At 74.3% G+C, this 21211-nt stretch carries 15 protein-coding genes; 8 read left to right on the top strand and 7 right to left on the bottom strand.

Annotated features, from left to right (window positions below):
- Positions 1–224 precede the first annotated feature (224 nt).
- Positions 225–2405, top strand: coding sequence for a carbohydrate-binding module family 20 domain-containing protein (locus FHU28_RS22460; RefSeq protein WP_184686452.1), 2181 nt, complete (start codon positions 225–227; stop codon positions 2403–2405).
- A 53-nt stretch (positions 2406–2458) separates the two neighbouring features.
- On the opposite strand, the gene FHU28_RS22455 is transcribed toward FHU28_RS22460, so the two are convergent.
- A complete protein-coding gene (locus tag FHU28_RS22455) occupies positions 2459–2926 on the bottom strand; it encodes an RICIN domain-containing protein (protein WP_311773703.1) in 468 nt (155 codons plus the stop codon).
- A 234-nt stretch (positions 2927–3160) separates the two neighbouring features.
- Here FHU28_RS22455 and FHU28_RS33115 point away from each other — a divergent pair, with 234 nt between their 5' ends.
- The gene (locus FHU28_RS33115; protein WP_184686451.1) at positions 3161–4192 is read left to right on the top strand and encodes a helix-turn-helix transcriptional regulator; all 1032 of its coding nucleotides are present in this window, start codon (positions 3161–3163) and stop codon (positions 4190–4192) included.
- On the opposite strand, the gene FHU28_RS22445 is transcribed toward FHU28_RS33115, so the two are convergent.
- From FHU28_RS22445 to FHU28_RS22430, 4 genes are all read right to left on the bottom strand, one after another.
- Positions 4120–5340 (bottom strand): MFS transporter, encoded by a 1221-nt coding sequence (locus FHU28_RS22445; RefSeq protein ID WP_184686450.1) that lies wholly within the window; start codon positions 5338–5340, stop codon positions 4120–4122. The genes FHU28_RS33115 and FHU28_RS22445 overlap by 73 nt on opposite strands.
- A gap of 76 nt (positions 5341–5416) precedes the next feature.
- Positions 5417–5890, bottom strand: a complete 474-nt coding sequence (locus tag FHU28_RS22440) for a hypothetical protein (protein ID WP_184686449.1) — start codon at positions 5888–5890, stop codon at positions 5417–5419.
- 35 nt (positions 5891–5925) lie between these two features.
- On the bottom strand, positions 5926–6114 hold the full coding sequence (locus FHU28_RS22435) for a ribonuclease (protein WP_116506572.1): 189 nt from the start codon (positions 6112–6114) through the stop codon (positions 5926–5928).
- A 41-nt stretch (positions 6115–6155) separates the two neighbouring features.
- The gene (locus FHU28_RS22430) at positions 6156–6968 is read right to left on the bottom strand and encodes a hypothetical protein (protein WP_311773638.1); all 813 of its coding nucleotides are present in this window, start codon (positions 6966–6968) and stop codon (positions 6156–6158) included.
- Positions 6969–7080: 112 nt separating this feature from the next.
- Here FHU28_RS22430 and FHU28_RS22425 point away from each other — a divergent pair, with 112 nt between their 5' ends.
- Positions 7081–9750 (top strand): cation-translocating P-type ATPase, encoded by a 2670-nt coding sequence (locus FHU28_RS22425; protein WP_184686448.1) that lies wholly within the window; start codon positions 7081–7083, stop codon positions 9748–9750.
- Between the two features lie 21 nt (positions 9751–9771).
- Positions 9772–10653, top strand: a complete 882-nt coding sequence (locus FHU28_RS22420; protein WP_184686447.1) for a universal stress protein — start codon at positions 9772–9774, stop codon at positions 10651–10653.
- A gap of 13 nt (positions 10654–10666) precedes the next feature.
- Here FHU28_RS22420 and FHU28_RS22415 read toward each other — a convergent pair whose 3' ends face one another.
- Complete coding sequence (locus FHU28_RS22415) at positions 10667–10966, bottom strand: STAS domain-containing protein (RefSeq protein WP_184686446.1); 300 nt, start codon at positions 10964–10966, stop codon at positions 10667–10669.
- Positions 10963–15114, bottom strand: a complete 4152-nt coding sequence (locus FHU28_RS22410; protein WP_184686445.1) for a SpoIIE family protein phosphatase — start codon at positions 15112–15114, stop codon at positions 10963–10965. Before FHU28_RS22410 ends, FHU28_RS22415 begins: the two co-directional genes overlap by 4 nt.
- 303 nt (positions 15115–15417) lie before the next feature.
- Here FHU28_RS22410 and rph point away from each other — a divergent pair, with 303 nt between their 5' ends.
- From rph to FHU28_RS22390, 4 genes are all read left to right on the top strand, one after another.
- Positions 15418–18012 carry a rifamycin-inactivating phosphotransferase gene (rph, locus tag FHU28_RS22405; protein ID WP_184686444.1) on the top strand — a complete coding sequence of 865 codons (2595 nt, stop codon included), beginning with the start codon at positions 15418–15420 and terminating at the stop codon, positions 18010–18012.
- Between the two features lie 48 nt (positions 18013–18060).
- Positions 18061–18429 (top strand): MerR family transcriptional regulator, encoded by a 369-nt coding sequence (locus FHU28_RS22400; RefSeq protein WP_184686443.1) that lies wholly within the window; start codon positions 18061–18063, stop codon positions 18427–18429.
- A 42-nt stretch (positions 18430–18471) separates the two neighbouring features.
- Positions 18472–19566 (top strand): oxidoreductase, encoded by a 1095-nt coding sequence (locus tag FHU28_RS22395; protein WP_184686442.1) that lies wholly within the window; start codon positions 18472–18474, stop codon positions 19564–19566.
- A 181-nt stretch (positions 19567–19747) separates the two neighbouring features.
- Complete coding sequence (locus FHU28_RS22390; protein ID WP_184686441.1) at positions 19748–21100, top strand: endo-1,4-beta-xylanase; 1353 nt, start codon at positions 19748–19750, stop codon at positions 21098–21100.
- The last annotated feature ends 111 nt before the right edge of the window (positions 21101–21211 follow it).

The following is a 21211-nucleotide window of genomic DNA, read 5'->3' as shown; positions in this document are numbered from 1 at the left end:
TGTCCCGAGCGCCGGGACTCGCGTCCGTGGCCGATTCGCACTGTCCTGTCTGGATGAATCCAGGTGGAGGGCCACCTAAGTGCCTCGATGTTGCCTGCTGGTTTCGAAAACTTTGCCGCAAGGTATTGCAAAGTCTTTCATGGATGTCGCATGGTGTTCGCTACCCGGGACGGCCGCCCCACCCCCGCTCACCCTTTCGAACCCACGGAAGAGGTCCCCCAGCCATGCATTCCGTCAGGCCGCACCCCCGTGGCCGTGCCGGTCGCCTGCTGCTCGCCGCCGCGCTCGTCGCGGCGGGCGGCACGGTTGCCGTCGCGGCTGCCACCACCACCGCCGCACCCGCCCGCGCCGCCGTCGTGCTCAACGACAGCGAGGTGACCGCCAACCTCTGGGAATGGAACTGGACCTCGGTCGCCGCCGCCTGCACCGACCACCTCGGACCCGCCGGCTACGGCGCGGTGCAGGTGGCCCCGCCGCAGGAGTCGGTGCAGCTGCCCGCCAGCGCCGACGGCGCCTACCCCTGGTACGAGGTGTACCAGCCGGTGTCGTACAAGCTGGACAGCCGGTTCGGCAACCGCCAGCAGTTCGTCGCCATGGTCACCGCCTGCCACGCCGCCGGTGTGCGCGTCTACGTCGACGCCGTGGTCAACCACATGGCCGGCACCAACAACCCGGCCGGTACGCGCGGCTACGCCGGCACCGAGTTCTCCGGCTACAGCTACCCGGCCGTGCCGTACGGCGCCGGCGACTTCCACCGCCCCGGCGACAACTGCCCGACCGGCGGCTCGATCAGCGACTGGAACAACGAGTCCCAGGTGACCAGCTGCGAGCTGCTGTCCCTGTCGGACCTCTACACCGAGAAGGAAGCGGTCCGGAACAAGATCGCGGCGTATCTCAACGACCTGATCGGGCTCGGTGTCGACGGCTTCCGGGTCGACGCGGTCAAGCACATCCGCAAGGACGACTTCGCGGCCATCCTCGGCAAGCTGAACAACACCGTCGTCGAGGGCCGGCGGCCGTACGTCGCGCAGGAGATCTTCGACGGGGCGAGCAACCCCGCGTTGCAGGCCCGCGCGTACATCGGCAACGGCGACGTGCTCGACTTCGCGTACGCAAAGGGCATCCGCTCGGCCTTCCAAGGCTCCATCTCGGCGCTGGCGAACGTGCCGAACTGGAACCTCGACGCGCCCGGCGCCAACGTCTTCTCCATGGTCACCAACCACGACCTGGAGCGCGACGGCCTGGTCCTGTCGTACCAGAACGGCACCGACTACGTGCTGGCCAACTACTTCGCGCTGGCCTACCCGCACGGCAAGCCGTCGGTGTACGACAGCTTCACCTGGTCCAACCGCAACCAGTCCCCGCCGCACGACGGCACCGGACGCGTCACCGACACGGTCTGCGGCGCGGTCTGGACCTGCCTGAGCCGCACCACCGGCGTCAAGGGCATGGTCGGCTGGGCCAACGCCGCCCGCGCGGTGAAGACCGTCTCGGACTTCACCACCGTGAACAGCAACGTGATCGGCTTCCACCGCGGCGACCGGGCCTGGATCGGCATCAACGACTCCGGCTCCGCCACCACCGCCACCTTCGCCACCGGGCTCGCCGACGGCCGGTACTGCGACGTCATCTCCGGCGTCGCCACCGCGAGCGGCTGCACCGGCGGCACGGTGACCGTGTCCGGCGGCCGGGCCACAGTGTCCGTCCCCGCCAACGACGCGGTCGCGATCCACGTCAACGCGCGTCCCGGCACCAGCGCGTCCCCGTCGGCCTCGCCGACCGCGTCCCCCACGGTCAGCCCGAGTGACCGGATCGCCACCACGTTCACCGTCACCGCGAACCTGGCCGCCGGGCAGGACGTCCGGGTCGTCGGCAGCGTCCCCGCGCTGGGGTCGTGGACGCCCGCGGGCGGCGTCAAGCTGGCCGCGCAGGGCGGCGGCGTCTACCGCGGCACTGTCGACCTGCCCCGGTCCACCGTTGTGGAGTACAAGTTCGTCAAGCTGACCGCCTCCGGCGCGGTCACCTGGGAGTCCGGCGCGAACCGGACGCTCACCACCCCGGCCTCCGGCACGTACGCGGTGACCGAGACGTTCCGCGGCGACACCGTCTCCACGGCGGTCGCCACCACGTTCTCCGTCACCGCGACCACCGCCTACGGGCAGAACTTGTTCGTCGTCGGCAACACGCCGGCGCTCGGCAGCTGGAACCCGGCGGCGGCCGTGGCACTCTCGTCGGCCGCGTACCCGGTCTGGCGGGCCACCGTCGACCTGCCCGCGAACACCGCTGTCGAGTACAAGTACGTCAAGAAGAACCCGGACGGGACGGTGACCTGGGAGTCCGGCACGAACCGGACGCTCACCACGCCGGCCGGCGGCACCCGCGCCGTCACAGACACCTGGCGCTGACGATTGTGCGGCCCGTCCCCCTCACCTCCGGGGACGGGCCGCATCCGCGCCGGTCAGACGGCTGCGAACGACCAGACCTGGGCCGGGTTGCCGAACCCGGTGCAGCGGTAGATCTGGACGGTCGCGCCGTCGGCGTCCGATCCACCCCGCACGTCCATGCACCGGCCGCCGATCTGCGACTTGATCTGGTGCACCCCGGCGAAGGAGTTCGGGCTGACCGTCCACTTCATGCTCGACGTGCCGGTGCAGGCCCACTGCTGCAACGGTGTGCCGTCGGCGTTGACCCCGTTGCGGACGTCCACGCACATGCCGCTGAACTGGTTGACGAACGTGTAGGTGCTCTGGCCCACCGGCGACCAGCGCTGCACGGCCTGCCCGTCGCAGGTGCGCTGCACCACTGGCCCGCCGAGTGACGACGGCGTGCCGAACCGGTCCACCTCCAGGCACTTCCCGCTGCCGTAGTTGACGATGGCGTAGTGGCCGCTCTCTTCCTGATCATGATGTCTCCCCTCGGATCGGATGTTCCGCCGCCCCGGATCTGCCGGCCCTGTCCGGCCACGGCCCGGACGGCTGGTGCAGACGCTAGGGATTCCCGGCGGTCCCTGGATCCGGGTTCCTCCTAGTCGACGAGGGCGTTCCGGGCCCCTGTCGGGTTCGCGTCGAGCCCGCCCGCCCGGACCACGCCGGCGGCTAGCGTGCGGTCATGGGCAGCGGACCGGCGTCGGCCGGTGGCGTCGGCACGGCCACGGACACCGGTGGGGACGCCCTTCTCGGACGCGCCGACGAGTGCCGGCGGCTCGGCGCGCGCCACCGACGACGTGTTCCTGCTGGCGTACGCCCTGCCCCGGCTCGCCGGACTGGAGTGGCGCACCGGCCGGCTGCACGCGGCGTACCAGGCCGCATCCGAGGCGGTCCGGATCGCCGAGCAGGTGGCGCTTCCGGTGCTGCGGGCGGAGACGCTGGCCGCGCTGGCCCTGGTGGAGGCGCTGCTCGGTGAGGAGCCGGAGGCGCTCGCGCACGTCGACGACGCCCGCCGCCTCCTGCCCGGCGAGTTCCGGGAGATCGAGGTCCGGCTGCGCTACGCCATCGGCGTCGCGGCGGTGGTGGGTGCGCGTTGGCGCGAGGCCGTGACCGAGCTGGAACTCGTCCGCCGCGCCCAGCGCGACGGCGGCATCGCCGAACCGGGGTGGCTCCCCGTCGCGGGCGAGCTGGCCGAGGCGTACGCGCACCTGTCCGACCCGCAGCGGTCGGCGCGGCGGCTGCGCGACCTGGCCGGCACGGGTGGGCCTGCCGCCCGCGCCGCCGCTGGGCGGGTCGAGGGCCTGCTCGCCGCCGATCGGGACCTGGACGAGGTCTTCGCGGCGGCGCTGGCCCGGTGCGATCCCGCCGTCGTCCCGCTGGAACGAGCCCGGACGCTGCTCAGCTACGGGCAGCGGCTGCGCCGGGCACGGCGCCGCCGGGACGCGCGGGTCCAGTTGCACGCCGCGCTGCGGCTGTTCGAGGCGCTCGGCGCGCAGGGCTGGGCGCGGCGGTGCCGCACCGAGATCGACGCCACCGGCCGGCGGCCGCCGGACCCCGGCGACCGGACCGTCGACCGGCTGACCGGCCAGGAACGCCTGATCGCCCTGCACGCGGCGGAGGGCCTGACGAACCGGGAGATCGCGGCCCGGGTCTTCCTGTCACCGAAGACCGTCGAGTACCACCTCGGCAACGTCTACCGGAAGCTGCGGCTGCGCTCCCGGCCGGAGCTGATCCGCCACCTGTCCGGCCCGCCGGCCGCGGGCTGACCACCCGGCCGGACGGACGCCGCCAGCGCCGCGGCCAGGCACGCCACGGCGGCGGCCACCAGCGGTGGCCGGCCGCCGACGGCGACCGCCGCCGACCCGAGCGGGATGGCCAGCGTGATCGGGCCGAACATCGCCGTGTTCGCCGTCCCGGCGACCCGCCCGAGCATCGCCTGCGGCGTGTACGTCTGCACGGCGGTGACCGCCGCGACGAGCGTCCACGGCAGGCCGACGCCGATCACCACCGAGGCGGCGAGCGTGCCCGGCCACCACGGCAGGCAGCGTCCCAGACAGCCGGTGGCGAACAGGACGGCGCCGGTGACCCCGACCGCGATCTCGCCGTGGCGGCGGACGAGCCGCCCGACGAACAGCCCGGCGAGCAGCGAGCCGCCGCCCTGCGCGCTGGCCAGCACGCCGAGGAATGTCGACGGCAGCGCCAGGCTCGTCACCACCACGTCGTACAGCGCCGCGGTGGTGAAGCCGGACATCGCGATGGACACCGCCGCGAGCGCCACCGGTACGCGTACCGCCCGCCGGGCCAGCAGCGCGGCGAGCCCGTCCCGCAGCCCTGCCGCGGGCGCGGTCGGGAAAGCGGGTTCCGCCCGGGTCAGGCGCAGCGCGCCGTACAGGGCGGCCACGAGCACCGGTACGACGGCGGCGAGCACCGCGACGACGTGCCCGCCCCGCCACGCGTACAGGCCCGCCCCGGCCAGCGGCGCCACCAGTTTCATGCCCTCCTGCGCGCTCGACCGCCAGCCGTTGACGTCGGCCAGCCGGGCCGGGGGGAGCGCGGCGGGCAGCAGCGCGGTCTCGCCGGCGTCGACGAGCACGTAGCCGATGCCGTACGCGAGTGAGACGGCGTAGATCAGCCACGTGTCGCCGGGCCCTCGAACCGCCAGCAGGCTCAGCAGCGCGGCGGCGAGCGTGAGGTCCACGCCGATCACCAGGGGCCGCCGGGGCACCCGGTCGAGCAGGCCGCCGAGCCAGGGGCCGGCCAGGGTCGGGGCGTAGACGCAGAGGCCGGCCAGCGCCGCGAGCCCGGTGGAGCCGGTCAGGTCCAGGATCCAGATGCCGGAGACCAGGGCCATGGCGCTTCCGCCCAGGCCGGACAGCAGCGAGATGGCCACGAACAGGCAGGCGTTGCGGCGCATGGATCCCCCGAGAGTTGAGCCTGGAGGACTCATCCTCGGGACGTGAGTCGCAGCCAGGCAATACCTCTCGCCTGCGTCAATGCCCTGTTGACAGGGTCGCCGTCATGCGCCCGGCGGCGTCGCGTGCCGGAGCCGGCAGCCGGGGTCCGGCCCCGGCCAGATCGTCGGCGAGGTGCGCGGCCAACGCGTACAGCGGCCCGGCGGTGGCGTCGAGCGCGAGCACGCAGGTGCGGCGCGTCAACGCCGCGCGGGGGAAGCGGGCGTCCCACGAGCGGTCCGCCTCGATCCAGCGGTGCAGGTCGGTGACGGCGGCCCGGAGCGCCGGCACGGCGGGGGAACAGGCCGGGTCGAGCCGGGTCACGCGGGCCCGCCGGGCCGCCGCGAGACGCTGCCGGCGCTGCTCGGCGGCCTGCCGGCTGCCGAGACCCAGCGCCCGCGCGATCTCGGCCCAGGTGGCGCCGTCATGCCGCGCCCGGTCGATCAGGTCCAGCTCGCGGTCGTCCAGCCGGACCCGGGCCGCGGCGATCTCGGACAGGCCGGCCAGGGTCACCCGTCAACGCTACATTGACAAGTGGCTGCGGAGCGTCAGTCCTCCGGGACGCCCGGGCCCACCTCGCCGCGCGCCAGGCGCTCGGCGTTGCGGTCCGCCTCGCTCTCCGCGTTCTCCGCCCCGGCGCCCGGGTCCCGGGTCCGCCGCCCCTCGGCGTCCTGGAACACCTGCCCGCGCTCGAGCGCGCCCTCCTGCTGCCGCTGGAACCGCTCCGGATCAGTCATGACCGTCAGGTGCCCCGGCGACCGCGCGGCAAACCGGTACGTCAGCGCGGCGGCGCGAGGTACAGGGCGGTCCGGCAGCCGATCTCGCCCGGCTCCAGCCAGATCCGGTCGTACCCGGGGGACTCGATCTTCCCGGCCGGGGTGCGGACGAGCAGGAGGCAGTCCCGTTCGGCAGGCACGCCGACGGCGGCGACGAGCGCACCGTCGCGCGCTGTCGTGTCGACGGTGATCCAGTCCTGCGGGAACGCCGCCCGCACCGCGCTCGCCAGCGTCTCCGGGGTGGCGGTACGCAGCACGGCGGTGAGCCGTTTCTGCCCGTCCTCGGGCACCCTCGGCACCGGCGCGGCGGTGGGTGGTGAGGGAGCGGGGCCGCTCGGACAGTCGATCTCTTTGTACGTCGTGTAGCGGTAGAGCTCGAACTCGTAGCGGTAGCAGCGCGTTGCCTCACCGGCGCTGTTGCTCGCGCCACCGATCGACACCGGCGGCCGCTCCGGCACTGTCACCACGAACCGCACGTCGACGGTGGCCCGCTCGTCCCCGGCGGTGCGGCCGGACCAGGCCAGCGCCTCCCGCCGGACCGTCGTTCCGCCGCCCGACGCGGCGTCCTTCGGATCCTGGACGATCTCGGCCGCTGCGATCGACCCGGCGTCCCGCGCCCGGTTGCGGTGCCCCAGCTCCGTGTTGAGCTGCTTCGCCTCCACCGCCGCGGTGTCGCGCGCCAGCGCGTCGCCGCTCTGCTCCCCGATCCCCCTGCCGCATCCGGCCGACGCGAGCAGGAGCACCGCGAGCGCCCAGCGGACCGGCCGGTGACGGGACGGCGGTTTCGGCCCGACGGCGCTGCGTGTCCGGTTCACCGCGCGGACGTTACCGGCGAGCCGCGCGCCGCGCTGCCCCCTCTACCGCGGGGGCCGTTGGTCCCGGATCCGACAGGCCCTCGGCCCTGCGATCCGTGCCCGCCCGCGCGGCATGCTGGGATTGCCCGGCGCGGGCGGCGACGACATGGAGGGCAATGTGGTGAGCAACGGCGGGCAGGGCACAACGACGCCCACCGAGATCTCTCCGGCCCCCGCGAGCGGCCTCGGCTCGGCCGAGGCGGCCGCCCGGCTGCGCGCCGACGGGCCGAACACGGTGGCCGCGCCGCGCAAGCGCGGGCTGGCCGGCCGGATCTTCCGCCAGCTCACCGACCCCCTGGTGGCGCTGCTGCTGGCCGCCGCCGTGGTGACCACGCTGCTGCGCGACTATCCCGACACCGCGGTGATCGTGCTGGTCGTCCTGATCAACACCGCGATCGGCGTGGTGCAGGAGGTACGCGCCGACCGCGCGGTGGCGGCGCTGGACCGGCTCGCCGCGCCGACGGCGCGGGTGGTCCGTGACGGCCGTGACCTCGTGCTGCCCGCCGCCGACCTGGTCCGGGGCGATCTGGTCCGGCTGGAGGCCGGCGACGTGGTGCCCGCCGACCTGGACCTCACCGACGCGGTGCGGCTGAGCCTGGACGAGTCGGCGCTCACCGGTGAGTCGGTGGCGGTGACCCGGGTCGCGGGGGAGGAGGCGAGCGCCGGCACGGTGGTCACCACCGGCCGCGCCACCGGGACCGTGGTGCGCACCGGCGCGGCGAGCGCGCTGGGCCGCATCAGCGCCCTGGTCGCCGCGACCCGCCCGGCGCCCACTCCGCTGCAACGCCGCCTGTCCTCGCTCGGCCGGGTGCTCGGCCTGACCGCCGTGGTGCTCTCCGGGCTGGTCTTCGCGATCGGCGTGTTCGACGGACGCCCGGTCACGCAGATGGCGGTCACCGCGGTGAGCCTGGTGGTGGCGGCCGTACCGGAGTCGTTGCCCGCCGTCGTCACGCTCGCGCTCGCCCTGGGCGCGCGCCGGATGGCCGGCAGCCGGGCCATTCCCCGGCGGCTGCACGCGGTGGAGACCCTCGGTTCGGTCACCGTGATCGCCTCCGACAAGACCGGCACGCTCACCGAGGGGCGGATGGCGGTGCAGCACGCCGTCGTGCCCGGCCGCGATCGCTACGCCGTGACCGGCACCGGCTACGCGCCCGACGGCGAGGTGCACCACCGGGGCGAGCCGGTGAGCGCCCCGGACGAGCTGCGCGGCCTGGCCCGCGCCGGGCTGCTCTGCAACGACGCCACGCTGACCCCGCCGACCGACGAGCGGCCGGAGTGGACAGCGATCGGCGACCCGCTCGAGGCGGCGCTCGTCACGTTCGCGGCCCGCTGCGGCCTGGACCCGGAGACCACCCGCGAGGCCTGGCCCCGGGTGGCGGAGGCCCCGTTCGACCAGGACCTGCGCCGGATGACCACAGTGCACCGCCGCTGCGACGGGCGCTACCTCGTGGTCTGCAAGGGCGCGCCGGAGAACCTGCTGGCCCCGCCGCTGATGGACGCCGGCGCCGAGGAGCTGGCCGAGCTGACCGACGCCGCGCACCGGCTCGCCGCGGAAGGACTGCGGGTGCTGGCGGTCGCCTCCGCCGTGGTCGACACCGCGCCGGACCCGGCCCGGCCGACCGGCCTGCGCCCGCTGGGACTGGTCGCGGTCGGCGACCCGCTGCGCGCGGCGGCCCCCGGCATCGCCGCGGGCTTCGAGGAGGCCGGCATCCGGCTGGTCCTGATCACCGGCGACCACCCGGCGACCGCCGCCGCGATCGGCGGCCGGCTCGGGCTCTGGCGCGACGGCGACCCGCTCGCCAACGGCGACGACGGCGACCCGGGCGGCGCCCACCCCGACACCCGGGTGTACGCGCGGACCCAGCCGGAGCAGAAGCTCGACATCATCGCCGGCCTCCAGGACCGGGGACACGTGGTCGCGATGACCGGCGACGGCGTCAACGACGCCCCGGCGCTGCGCCGCGCCGACATCGGCGTGGCCATGGGCGGCGGCACCGAGGTCGCCCGGCAGGCCGCCGACCTGGTGCTCGTCGACGACGACCTCACCACAGTGGCGACCGCCATCGGCGAGGGCCGCCGGATCTACGACAACATCCGCCGGTTCCTGCGCTACGCGCTCGCCGGCGGGGTCGCCGAGATCGCGGTGATGCTGCTCGGCCCGCTGTTCGGGCTGCCCGTACCGCTGCTGCCGGCACAGATCCTCTGGATCAACCTGCTCACCCACGGGGTACCCGGGGTGGCGCTGGGCGCGGAGCCGGCCGAGCCGGGCACGCTGAGCCGCCGGCCCCGCTCGCCGCAGGAGTCGGTGCTCGGCGGCGGCCTCGGCCGGGACGTGCTGGTCACCGGCGCGCTCATCGCCGCCGCGACGCTCGGCGCCGGCGTGTGGGCCGCGGCGTCGGACCGGCCCTGGCAGTCGGTGGTCTTCGTGGTGCTCGGTTTGGCCCAGCTCGGCGTGGCGCTGGCCGTCCGCGCGATCCGCACCCCGGGCTCCCGTGAGCGCAACCTCGCGCTGCCGGTGGCGGTCGCCATCTCCGCGGTCCTCCAGGTGGCGGGCGTGCTGCTGCCGCCGCTGCGCGAGCTGCTCGGCACGTCCCCGCTCAGCGCGCTCGACCTGCTCGCCTGCGCCGCGATCGGCGTGCTGCCCGGGCTGGCGCTGCGGCTGACCCGCCGCTTCCACGGGACCAACGGCCCTCGGGCCGAGACCCCGGACCCTGCCCGGCCGGCCGCCCGACGGGCAGGCTGAGGATCAGTGAAGGAGGACGACATGACAATCCACTCGCAGGCCCCCGTCGTGGTGGGCGTGGACGGCTCCGCCGCCTCGCTGGACGCGGTCCGGGTGGCCGCCCGCGAGGCCGCCGACCGGAATCGGCCGCTGCAGGTGGTGCACGCGTTCATCTGGCCGCTGACCCGCGCGCCGCTCACCCCGGCCCCGGGCGCGCCCGCCGGCGCCGGCCTGCGCAACCAGGCCGAACGCTGCGTCGCCGAGGCGGTCGCCGAGGCCGGCAAGGTCGCGCCGGACGTACCCGTCACCGGTGTGGTCGTCGACGGCGCGCCGGCGGCGGTGCTGGTCGCGGAGTCCCGCGACGCCGCGCTGGTCGTGCTCGGCCACCGTGGCCTGGGCGGCTTCGCCGGCCTGCTGATCGGTTCGGTCACCCTCCAGGTGTCCGCCCGCGCCCACTGCCCGGTGCTGGTGACGCGCGGCGAGGCGCGCGCCGACGGCCCCGTCGTGGTCGGTGTGGACGGCTCCGAGCTGTCCACCGCGGCGGTCGGCTTCGCGTACGAGGAGGCCGCCCGCCGGGACGCGCCGCTGGTCGTGGTGCACGCCTGGCTCTATCCCACCCCGCTCGGGCCCGGCGACATCCTGCCCCTGGTGTACGACCCGGCGGAGTTGGCCGAGGAGTCCCGGCGGGTCGTCGCCGAGTCGATCGCCGGCTGGGCCGAGCGCTACCCGGACGTGCCGGTACGGCAGCGGTCGGTCCGCGGCGCCCCGGCCCGGGTGCTGGTGGAGGAGTCGAAGTCCGCCCGGCTCGTCGTGGTCGGCGCGCACGGGCGGGGCGCGCTGGGCGGGCTGCTGCTCGGCTCGGTCAGCCACGCGGTGCTGCACCACGCCCAGTCCCCGCTGGTGATCGTGCGCAACGCCTCCTGACCGCGCGGCGACGTCAGGCGCGGCGGACGGTGGTGAGGTCGGCCAGCCCGGAGATGGCCAGCAGCGGCTCCAGCAGCGGACCGGCGATCAGCGCGATCCGGTCGGCGTGCGGGAACAGGGCGGCCAGGCCGGCGCTGTCCAGGTACTCGACCTTCGTGAGGTCCACGACCAGGGGTTCGCCCTCGGGCCGTGCCGCCTCCGCCAGCGCCTCGGCGAACGAGGACGCGTTGCTCATGTCGATCTCGCCGACGGCGGTCAGCACGCGCACGCCGTCGGGGCGGTCGCTCGTGGTCAGAGTCAGGGACGCGCTCATGCGGTGATCCTCGCCTGCATGTCGACTGTGGTGCCGGTGGCCCCCGGGGTGACGCTGATGCTGTCCATCAGCGCGCGCATGAGCACGAGCCCTCGGCCGCGGTGCGGGTCGGGAGCCTGCTCCCGCTCCCGCCAGTGACCGCTGTCGGTGACGCTCAGGCGCAGGTTGTCGGCGGTGGCGGCGGCGCGCAGCCGGATCCGCCCGCCCGGATTGTCGCGGTGCCCGTGCTCGATGGCGTTGGCGCACGCCTCCCCGGCCGCCACCAGGATGTTGTAGGCGTGGGCCGGGGCCAGCCCGCAGCGGTCCAGCCAGCCCCGCAGCGCGCTACGAACCTCGGCCAGCCGCGTCGACTCGGCCGGGAAGTCCAGCTCCAGCGGCCCGGGGTGGCGGTAGAGCAGCAACGCCACGTCGTCGTGGTAGCCGCCGTCGGGGGTGAGCCGGTCCATGATCTCGGTGGCGAGCACCTCCACCGGCGCGTGGTGTCCCTGCTGGATGGCGTCGGTGGCGCGGGCGATGCCGACGGTGATCGGCTGGCGGCGGCGTTCCACCAGGCCGTCGGTGTAGAGCATCAGGGTGGCGCGCGGCGGCACCGTCGCCTCCGCCTCCGGGCGTTCCTCACCCGGACGCACGGCCAGCGGCCGGGACCGGCCGTGCTGCAGGAGCTGGGGCGTGCCGTCGGCGCCGACCACGATGGCCGGTGGGTGACCGGCGCTGGAGTAGCGCATCAGGCCGGTGGCCGGGTCGAGGACGCCGCAGAAGACGGTGGCGCAGGACGCGCCGGGAAGCAGCGCGGCGAACCGGTCCAGCGCCGCCAGCGTCCGGGCCGGGCCGGGGTCCTGCAACAGCAGGGCGCGGCAGGCGCTGCGCAGCTGCCCCATCACGGTGGCGGCCCCCAGGCCGTGTCCCACGCAGTCGCCGACCACGATGCCGATGCGCCCGTCCGGCAGCTCCACCGTGTCGTACCAGTCGCCGCCGACCTTCAACGGCACCGCGGCGGGGGAGTACCGCACGGCGAAGCCGGCGGGCAGTTGCGCCGGGCCGAGGATCGCCCGCTGCAGGGCCAGCGCTGTCTCCCGCTGCTGGTCGATCTGGTGCACCCGGTGCAGCCCCTGACCGATGTGGCCGGCCAGCAGCGCCAGCAGGGTCTGGTCCTGCTCGGTGAAGGGCCGCTTCTCGCCCAGGTCGATCCAGAGCGCCATGGTGCCGTGCGGGTGCTCGACGGCGATGCCGGCGCCGTGCGTACGCGTCGCCACCGGCGTCAGCAGCGGGGTGTCCCGCAGCGCGAGCAGCGCCTGCCGGCGTTTGCCGGGCAGCGTCTCCCACCGGGCCGCCGGGTCGGTGGCGGTCACCAGGGGGGCGGGCTCGTCACCGAAGACGGCGGTGAGCACGCCCGCGGCCCGCCACAGCTTGCGCAGCTCGTCCAGCACGCCGAGCAGCGCGTCGGTGAGGTCGTCGGCATGGGACAGCCGCATGCTGAGCCCGGCCAGGGCGGTCTCCCGCTGGACGGCGTAGTGCTCGGCGGTGACGTCGCGGAACGTGCCCACGATCATCCGCCGGCCGCTGTCCGGGTCGTCGACCTGGTTGAACGCGGCCGAGATCCAGATGCGGTGCCCGTCGCGGTGGGTCACCGGCACGGTGTAGGTGCCCCGGGACTGGCCGACCAGCAGGGAGAACGCGTCGGCCACCTGGCGGTGCGCCTCGGGTTCGGCCTCCTGGTCCGGCCACCACGGCTGCACCGCCGGATAGGGCAGGCCCTCGGTCCCGTAGCCGAGGATGTCGGTGAACGCCGCGTTGATCTCGACCACGGCGCCGTCCTCGTCGCAGACGAAGAACGCCTCCTGCAACGAGTCGACGAGCGCGGTGCGCCAGCGGGCGTGGTGGTTGCGCAGCCGCGCCAGCTCCACGTTCGCGCGTACGCGGGCCAGCAGCTCGGCGGCCGGAAACGGCTTGACCAGGTAGTCGTCGGCGCCGGCCTCCAGCCCTTCGATCGAGGCCTCCTGACCGGCGCGGGCGGACAGCAGCAGCACCGGGGTGCCGGCCGTACGGGGGTCGGCGCGCAGCGCGGCCACCAGTTGCAGGCCGTCGAGCCGGGGCATCATCACGTCGCTGACCACGAGGTCGTGCCGCCGCGCGCGGGCGGCGTCCAACGCGGCCCGCCCGTCGGCCACCGTGTGCACCTCGTGCCCGGCCGAGCGGAGCAGCCGGGCGAGGTACTCCCGCATGTCGGCGTTGTCGTCGGCCACCAGGATGCGGGCCGGCGCCCCACCGGGCAGCGGCTGGACCGGCCCGTCCGCCGCGGCCGGGTCGTCCCCGCCGGCCGAGGCACCCGGGTCGGCGGGCAGCCAGCGCAGCGCCTCCTGCACGAACGGCTCGGCGGACACGGGCGTGCGGCCGGCGGCGGCCGGGGCGAGCGCGTCGGCGGGCAGGTGGGCGGTGCCGAACGGCACCCGGATGGTGAAGGTGGTGCCGCCGCCCACGGTGCTGTGGGCGTCGATGTCGCCGCCGTGCAGCGAGATCAGCTCCTTGACCAGGGCGAGGCCGATCCCGCTGCCCTCGTCGGAGCGGGAGCGGGCGTTCTCGATGCGGTGGAACCTCTCGAACAGGCGCGGCATCTCCTCGGCGGGGACGCCGATGCCGGTGTCGGCGATCCGCAGCACGGCCATCCCGTCCTCGGTGCGCATCAGCACCCGCACGGTCCCGTCGAAGGTGAACTTCAGCGCATTGCTGAGCAGGTTGAGCACCACCTTCTCCCACATCCCCCGGTCCACGTGCACCGGTTCGGGCAGGGGCGGGCAGTCGACCTCGAAGGAGAGTCCGGCGCGCTCGATCGCCGACCGGAAGATGCTGGCCAGGTCGGCGGTCACCGCGGCCAGGTCCACCGGCTCGTAGCGGGCCTGCATCCGGCCCGCCTCGATCCGGGAGAAGTCGAGCAGGCTGTTGACCAGCTTGCCCAGGCGAAGCCCGTTGCGGCGGATGACGTCCAGCTCCGCGCGGACCCGCTCGTCGGAGTCGCGCAGCCGGCCGCGCAGCTCGTCCACCGGTCCCATGATCAACGTCAGTGGGGTGCGGAACTCATGACTGATGTTGGAGAAGAAGGCGGTCTTGGCGCGGTCCAGTTCGGCGAGCTCCTCGGCCCGCCGCTGCTGCGCCTGGTAGCTGCGGGCGCTGGCGATGCCGGTCGCCAGGTGCCCAGCTGTCAGCTCCACGAAGCCGCGGTAGCCGTCGTCCAGCGCCCGGTAGCGGTTCAGCCCTGCCACCAGGAACCCGTACGGCGCGCCGCCCTGCTGCCGCAGCGGCACCACCAGGGCCTCGGCCGGCGGGGCGGGCCAGACACCTGCGGGCAGGTCGGCGAAGGTCGGGCCGTCGAGCGCCACCCGTACCGACTCGCCCTCGGTGAGGGCGCCGGCCGGCCACGGGGCGGCGGGGTCGGTGAGGGACAGCACGGCCGGGGCCGCCGGGTGGCCGGCCGACAGCCCGGTCGCCTCCACCAGCCGGGCGTCGCCGCCGTCGTACAGGTAGGTGAGGGTGAACGGCAGGTCCTGCCGGTTGCGGGCCAGTTGGCGGCTGACGAACGTGAGGGTCTCCTGCTCGGTGCGGATGACGCTCGGGTCCGAGCCGAGGTCGCGCAGCGTGGCCATCCGCCGCTCGCCGATGACCCGCTCGGTGTCCTCGCTGACCACGCAGAGCATCCCGACCAGGCTGCCGTCGTCGTCGCGCAGCGGGCTGTAGGAGAACGTGTGGTACGTCTCCTCCCGGTAGCCGGCGCGTTCCAGGAACAGCAGCAGGCCCTCGTCCCAGGTCGCCTCGCCGGTGCGCAGCACGGTGTCGACGCGGGGGCCGATGTCGTCCCAGATCTCGGTCCACACCTCGTTCGCCGGGCGGCCCAGCGCCCACGGGTACTTTCGGCCGAGCGTGTCCCGCCGGTAGGCGGCGTTGCAGAAGAACGTCAGCTGCGGTCCCCAGGCCATCCACATCGGGAACCGGGAGGACAGCAGGATCCGCACCGAGGTCCGCAGGCTCTGCGGCCAGGTGTCCGGCGGCCCGAGCGGGTGCGCGGACCAGTCGACCCGCGCCAGGTCCGGCCCGATCTCACCGTCGACGGCGAAGACGTCGCCACGCGCACGCGGGTCGGTGTCTGCGCCGCTCATCGCCCGAGTCTCCCCCACCCCAACCGATCCCGCTCGTCCAGTCCGCGCCGTGTCACGCCGCGTCCCCGTGGTCGCTTCTTGCCCCGTCGCGCCCCCGGCACTCCATCCGGGGCGGGGAGATCTGACTCACGTGACGCCAGGGTGAGGGCAGGGATTCGTGCGGACCACAAGACGAAGGCGAGGAGACAGCTCTCCTCGCCACTATCAACATATATCGCACCCCTGGTCTTGCCGCAAGGCCCCCGTCATCCCGCAGAATTCTCGGCCGGATGCGGTTGAGCTGCGAAAACGGGGGGCAGGGCAATGACCGGACGGTACGTACGGGAACTCCACGCGATCGACGAGACGCACATCGCGGCCGTCGGCGGCAAGGGCGCGCACCTGGGGGCGCTGTCGCGGATCGACGGCGTCGGTGTGCCCGCCGGCTTCTGCGTCACGACTGACGCCTTCCGTCTCGCCCTGGCGGGGACGCCGTCGCTCGCCGGCCCGCTGGACCGGCTCGACCGGGTGGGCGCGGACGACCCGGCGGCGCTCCGGACGGCCGCCGCCGAGGTCCGTCGCGCGATCGAGCGGATCGCCCTGCCCGGCGACGTCGCGGCGGCGGTCGACTGCGCGCTGTCGGCGCTCGGCGCGGACGCCGCGTACGCCGTGCGCTCCAGCGCGACGGCGGAGGACCTGCCGACCGCCTCGTTCGCGGGCCAGCAGGACACCTACCTCAACGTGGTGGGCGAGGCCGAGGTGCTGCGGCACGTCAGCCGGTGCTGGGCGTCGCTGTTCACCGAGCGGGCGGTGACCTACCGGCGGCGGCACGGCATCGACGACCGCGCCGTGGACATGGCAGTGGTGGTGCAACGGATGGTCTTCCCGGACGCGGCCGGGGTCCTCTTCACCGCCGACCCGGTCACCGGGGACCGGACGGTGGTCTCGGTGGAGGCGGGCTTCGGCCTGGGTGAGGCCCTGGTCTCCGGCCTGGTGAACCCGGACGTGTTCACGGTGCGCGACGGCGCGGTCGTCGCCAGGACGATCGGAGTCAAGGCGCGGGCCGTGCACGCGGCGCCCGGCGGCGGCACCCGGGAACGGGCGGTCGACCCGGCGCGGCGGGAACAGCCGGCGCTGACCGACGCGCAGGCGGTACGCCTCGCCGCGCTGGGCCGGCGGATCGAGGCGCGCTTCGGCCGCCCGCAGGACGTCGAGTGGGCGCTCACCGGCGACGACGTGCACATCCTGCAGAGCCGGCCGATCACCACGCTGTTCCCGGTGCCGGCGGCCGCCGCCGACGGGACGTTCCACGTCTACCTGTCGGTCGGCCACCAGCAGATGATGACCGACGCGATGAAGCCGCTGGGCCTGTCGATGTGGCGGCTCACCGCCATGGCGACCATGCACGAGGCGGGCGGCCGGCTGTTCGTCGACGCCACGCCGCACCTGGCCACCGAGGCGGGCCGTACCGCGTTCCTGGACCTGATCGGCCGGGCCGACCCGCTCACCCTGGACGCGCTGGAGACCGTGCTGGCGCGTGACGTCGTGCCGACGACGCCGGACCCGGCTCCGGCCTGGCCGCCGGCCGGCGGCCCGCCGCCGATCGAGACCGATCCGGCGATCGTCACCGGCCTCGTCGCGCGCAGCCGGGAGTCCGTCGCCACGCTGGAACGCGACATCCGCGCCCGCTCCGGACCCGAACTGTTCGACTTCCTCACCGAGGCGTTCGCCGAGCACAAGCGGGTGCTCACCGACCCGTTGAGCGCCCAGGTGATCATGGCGGGCATGCAGGCCACCTGGTGGCTCAACGACAAGCTGGGGGAGTGGCTGGGCGAGCGCGACGCCGCCGACACGCTCACGCTGTCCGCGCCCGGCAACGTCACCTCCGAGATGGGACTGGCGCTGCTCGACGTGGCCGACGTGATCCGCCCGTACCCCGAGGTGGTGGCGTTCCTGCGCGACCACGCCGACGACGGGTTCCTGGACGAGCTGCCGAAACTGCCGGGCGGCGCGCAGGCGCGCGCGGCCGTCGAGGGCTACCTCGACCGGTACGGCATGCGCTGCGTCGGCGAGATCGACATCACCCGGCCACGGTGGAGCGAACGCCCCGCCACGCTCGTGCCGCTGATCCTGGACAACGTCCGCACCTTCACCCCGGGCGCGGCCGCGCGCCGCTTCGCGCACGGCCGGGAACGGGCCGAGGCGAAGGCCCGGGAGGTGCTCGACCGGCTGCGCGCGCTGCCCGACGGCGAACGCAAGGCCGCCGAGACGCAGCGCATGATCGACCGGGTACGCACGTTCATCGGCTACCGGGAGTACCCGAAGTACGACATCGTGAGCCGCTACGCCGTCTACAAGCGCGCGCTGCTCGCGGAGGCCGGCCGGCTGGCGCGGGCCGGTGTGCTCGCCGACCCGGAGGACGTCTTCCACCTCACGTTCGACGAGTTCCGCGAGGTCTCGGCCACGGGGTGGGCCGACGCCGGGCTGATCCGGCGGCGCCGGGAGGAGTTCCGGGCGCACCAGGCGCTCACCCCGCCCCGCGTGCTCACCTCCGACGGCGAGGCCCTCAACGGGTCGTACCGGCGCGAAGACGTGCCCCCGGGCGCCCTGGCCGGGTTGCCGGTCTCGGCCGGCGTGGTCGAGGGGCGGGCGCGGATCGTGACGGACCTGGCCCGGGCCGATCTGGAACCGGGCGACATCCTCGTCACCGCGCACACCGACCCGAGCTGGACGCCGCTGTTCGTGGCAGTCGCGGGCCTGGTCACCGAGGTGGGCGGCCAGATGACGCACGGCGCGGTGATCGCCCGCGAGTACGGGCTGCCCGCCGTGGTGGCGGTGCCGGACGCGACCCGGCTGATCCCCGACGGCGGGCGGATCCGCGTGCACGGCACCGCCGGGTACGTCGAGCTGCTGTCCTGACCGGCGCGGCATGCCCGATGATGGAGGTCCGGCGAGCGGGGAGGCGCGATGCGGATCGGGGAGCTGTCGGCGCGTACCGGGGTGAGCGCCCGGTCCATCCGGTACTACGAGCAGCAGGGCCTGCTCGCCGCCCTGCGCACACCGAGCGGCCAGCGGGTCTTCGCCGAGTCGGCGGTGGACCGGGTCCGGCTCATCCAGCGGCTGTTCGACGCCGGGCTGAGCAGCCGCCGGATGGCCGAGCTGCTGCCCTGCGTGACCGACCCGGAGATCCGCACCTCATGGCTGACCGACCGGCTGCGCGAGGAACGGGCCCGGATGACCGCCGAGATGGCACGGCTCGCGCACGCCGTCGCGGTGCTCGACGACGTGGTGGCCGACATGACAGTGACCGAGGACACCCGGAAGCCGGCCGCCTGAGCGCTTGCCCTTGACACCGGTGTCAACTCCTAACGTCGGGTCATGAACGCGACTCTGGACACCGGATCGCCGGTGACGCCGCTGCTGGAACCGGTCACCGTCGCCGGGCTGTCGTTGCCGTCCCGCTTCGTGATGGCGCCGATGACCCGCAACCGCGCGCCGGGCGGCGTGCCGACGCCGGAGATGGCCGAGTACTACCGGCGCCGCGCCGCGGCGGGCATCGGCCTGATCGTCACCGAGGGCGTGCTGGTGGACCATCCCAGCGCCGGCCACGAGGACACCGTTCCCCGGATGACGGCGGGTGCGGCCGAGGCGGGCTGGCGGGGCGTGGTCGAGGCGGTGCACGCCGCCGGCGGCCGGATCGCCGCGCAGCTGTGGCACCTGGGCAGCCTGCGCGAGCCGGTCGACGGCCGCCCGGCGTGGGCTCCCTCGGGGGTACGCGAGCCGGGCCGCCCCGCGCCGCACGCGATGACCGCCGCCGACGCGGACGAGCTGCTGGCGGCGTACGCGGACGCGGCCCGGGTGGCGGTCCGGGCGGGTTTCGACGCGATCGAGATCCACGCCGCGCACGGCTACCTGCTGGACGAGTTCCTGTGGCCGTACACGAACCGCCGGACCGACGCGTTCGGTGGCTCCCCGGCGCGGCGGGCGGCGTTCCCGGCGGCCGTGGTGCGCGCGGTACGCGCGCAGGTCCCGGCCGGCCGGCCGGTGATCGTGCGGTTCTCCCAGTTCAAGGAGCGCGCGTTCGACGCGCGGATCGCGGAGACTCCGGCCGAGCTGGCGCAGATCCTCACCGCGTTCGCCGAGGCCGGCGCGGACGTCCTGCACGCCTCGCAGCGCCGCTTCTGGCAGCCGGCGTTCCCCGGCTCGGCGCTGAACCTGGCCGGCTGGGCGAAGCGTCTCACCGGCCTGCCGTCGATCACCGTGGGCTCGGTCGGGCTGCGCCGGGAGTTTCTGCGCGAGGGCGGCCCGGAGTCGGTGGCGGGCCTGGCCGCGCGGCTGGCGGACGGGGAGTTCGACCTGGTCGCGCTGGGTCGCGCGCTGCTCGGCAACCCGGCCTGGGTGACGCACGCCGCGACCGGCCGGCTGGACGAGATCGTCGACTACCGCAAGGCGCACGAGGACGTGTACCCCTAGCACCGGGGTGCTCGCAGGGGGTTGACGCCGGGGGATGTTATCGCTCACAGTCGATGGCAGGGCATGAGCGCCGCAAGGCTCACCGGGCGAGCCGCGCTGGTCGTACCTCGACACCGTCACCGGACGCGGAGTCGGGGACTCGCACCACCACCATCGCGTAACCCCCGGAAGAGGAATCCGCATGAGACGAAAGAGAGCCTTGCTGACCACCGGCATCCTGGCCGGCGCGCTAGCCGCCGGCATGGCGGTGGCCCTGGCGCCGGCCGCGAGCGCCGGCACCACGCTTCGCGCGGCGGCGGCCGAGAAGGGCCGTTACTTCGGCGCCGCGGTCGCCACCAACAAGCTGTCCGACAACACGTACGCCACGGTGCTGAACCGCGAGTTCAACTCCGTGGTGGCCGAGAACGAGATGAAGTGGGACGCCACCGAGCCGCAGCAGGGGCGGTTCAGCTACAGCGGCGGCGACCGGCTGGTCAGCCACGCCCGCGCGAACGGGATGTCGGTGCGCGGCCACGCGCTGCTCTGGCACGCCCAGCAGCCGCCGTGGGCGCAGAGCATGTCCGGCAGCGCGCTGCGCAACGCCGCGATCAACCACGTCACCCAGGTCGCCACCCACTTCCGGGGGCAGATCTACGCCTGGGACGTGGTGAACGAGGCGTTCGCCGACGGGGGCGGCGGCGGGCGCCGCGACTCGAACCTGCAGCGCACCGGCAACGACTGGATCGAGGCCGCGTTCCGCGCGGCCCGCGCCGCGGACCCGGGCGCGAAGCTCTGCTACAACGACTACAACACCGACGGCATCAACGCGAAGTCGACGGGCATCTACAACATGGTGCGCGACTTCAGGTCGCGTGGCGTGCCGATCGACTGCGTCGGCTTCCAGTCGCACCTGGGCACCACGATTCCGGGTGACTACCAGGCCAACCTCCAGCGCTTCGCGGACCTGGGCGTGGAGGTGCAGATCACCGAGCTGGACGTGATGACCGGCGGCAACCAGGCGAACATCTACGCCGCTGTCACCCGGGCCTGCCTGGCGGTGTCGCGCTGCACCGGCATCACGGTGTGGGGCGTACGGGACTGCGACTCGTGGCGCGGCTCGGACAACGCGCTGCTGTTCGACTGCTCCGGCAACAAGAAGGCGGCGTACAACGCCGTGCTCGACGCGCTCAACGCGGGCGGGAACAACCCGCCGCCGACCACGACCCCGCCGCCGAACAACCCGACGACGCCACCGCCGGGTCAGGGCGGGTGTACGGCCTCGGTGACGCTGAACTCCTGGACCGGTGGCTTCGTCGCCAACGTGAAGGTGACAGCCGGCTCGTCGGGCACCCGGGGATGGACCGTCACCATGACGTTGCCGGGCGGCGCGAGCATCACCAACACCTGGAGCGCCACCGCGAGCGGGAACAGCGGCACGGTGCGGTTCGCGAACGTCGACTACAACGGCCAGCTCGGCGCCGGCCAGAGCACCGAGTTCGGGTTCCAGGGCAACGGAAGCGGATCGGGCATGACGCCCACCTGTTCCGCCTCCTGAGCCGGGTCCGCGGGGGCGGCGCGACGTGCCGTCCCCGCGTGTCCCGGACGCGTCCTACCTGGACCGCCGTCTCTGTTACAAGAAAGAGACGTGCACATTTCGCGCGATTGG

This window comes from Micromonospora echinospora (assembly GCF_014203425.1).
In the GTDB taxonomy this organism is placed as follows: domain Bacteria; phylum Actinomycetota; class Actinomycetes; order Mycobacteriales; family Micromonosporaceae; genus Micromonospora; species Micromonospora echinospora_A.
Note: the sequence above shows the minus strand (reverse complement) of the source record. Positions and strands in the feature narration are given on the sequence as shown.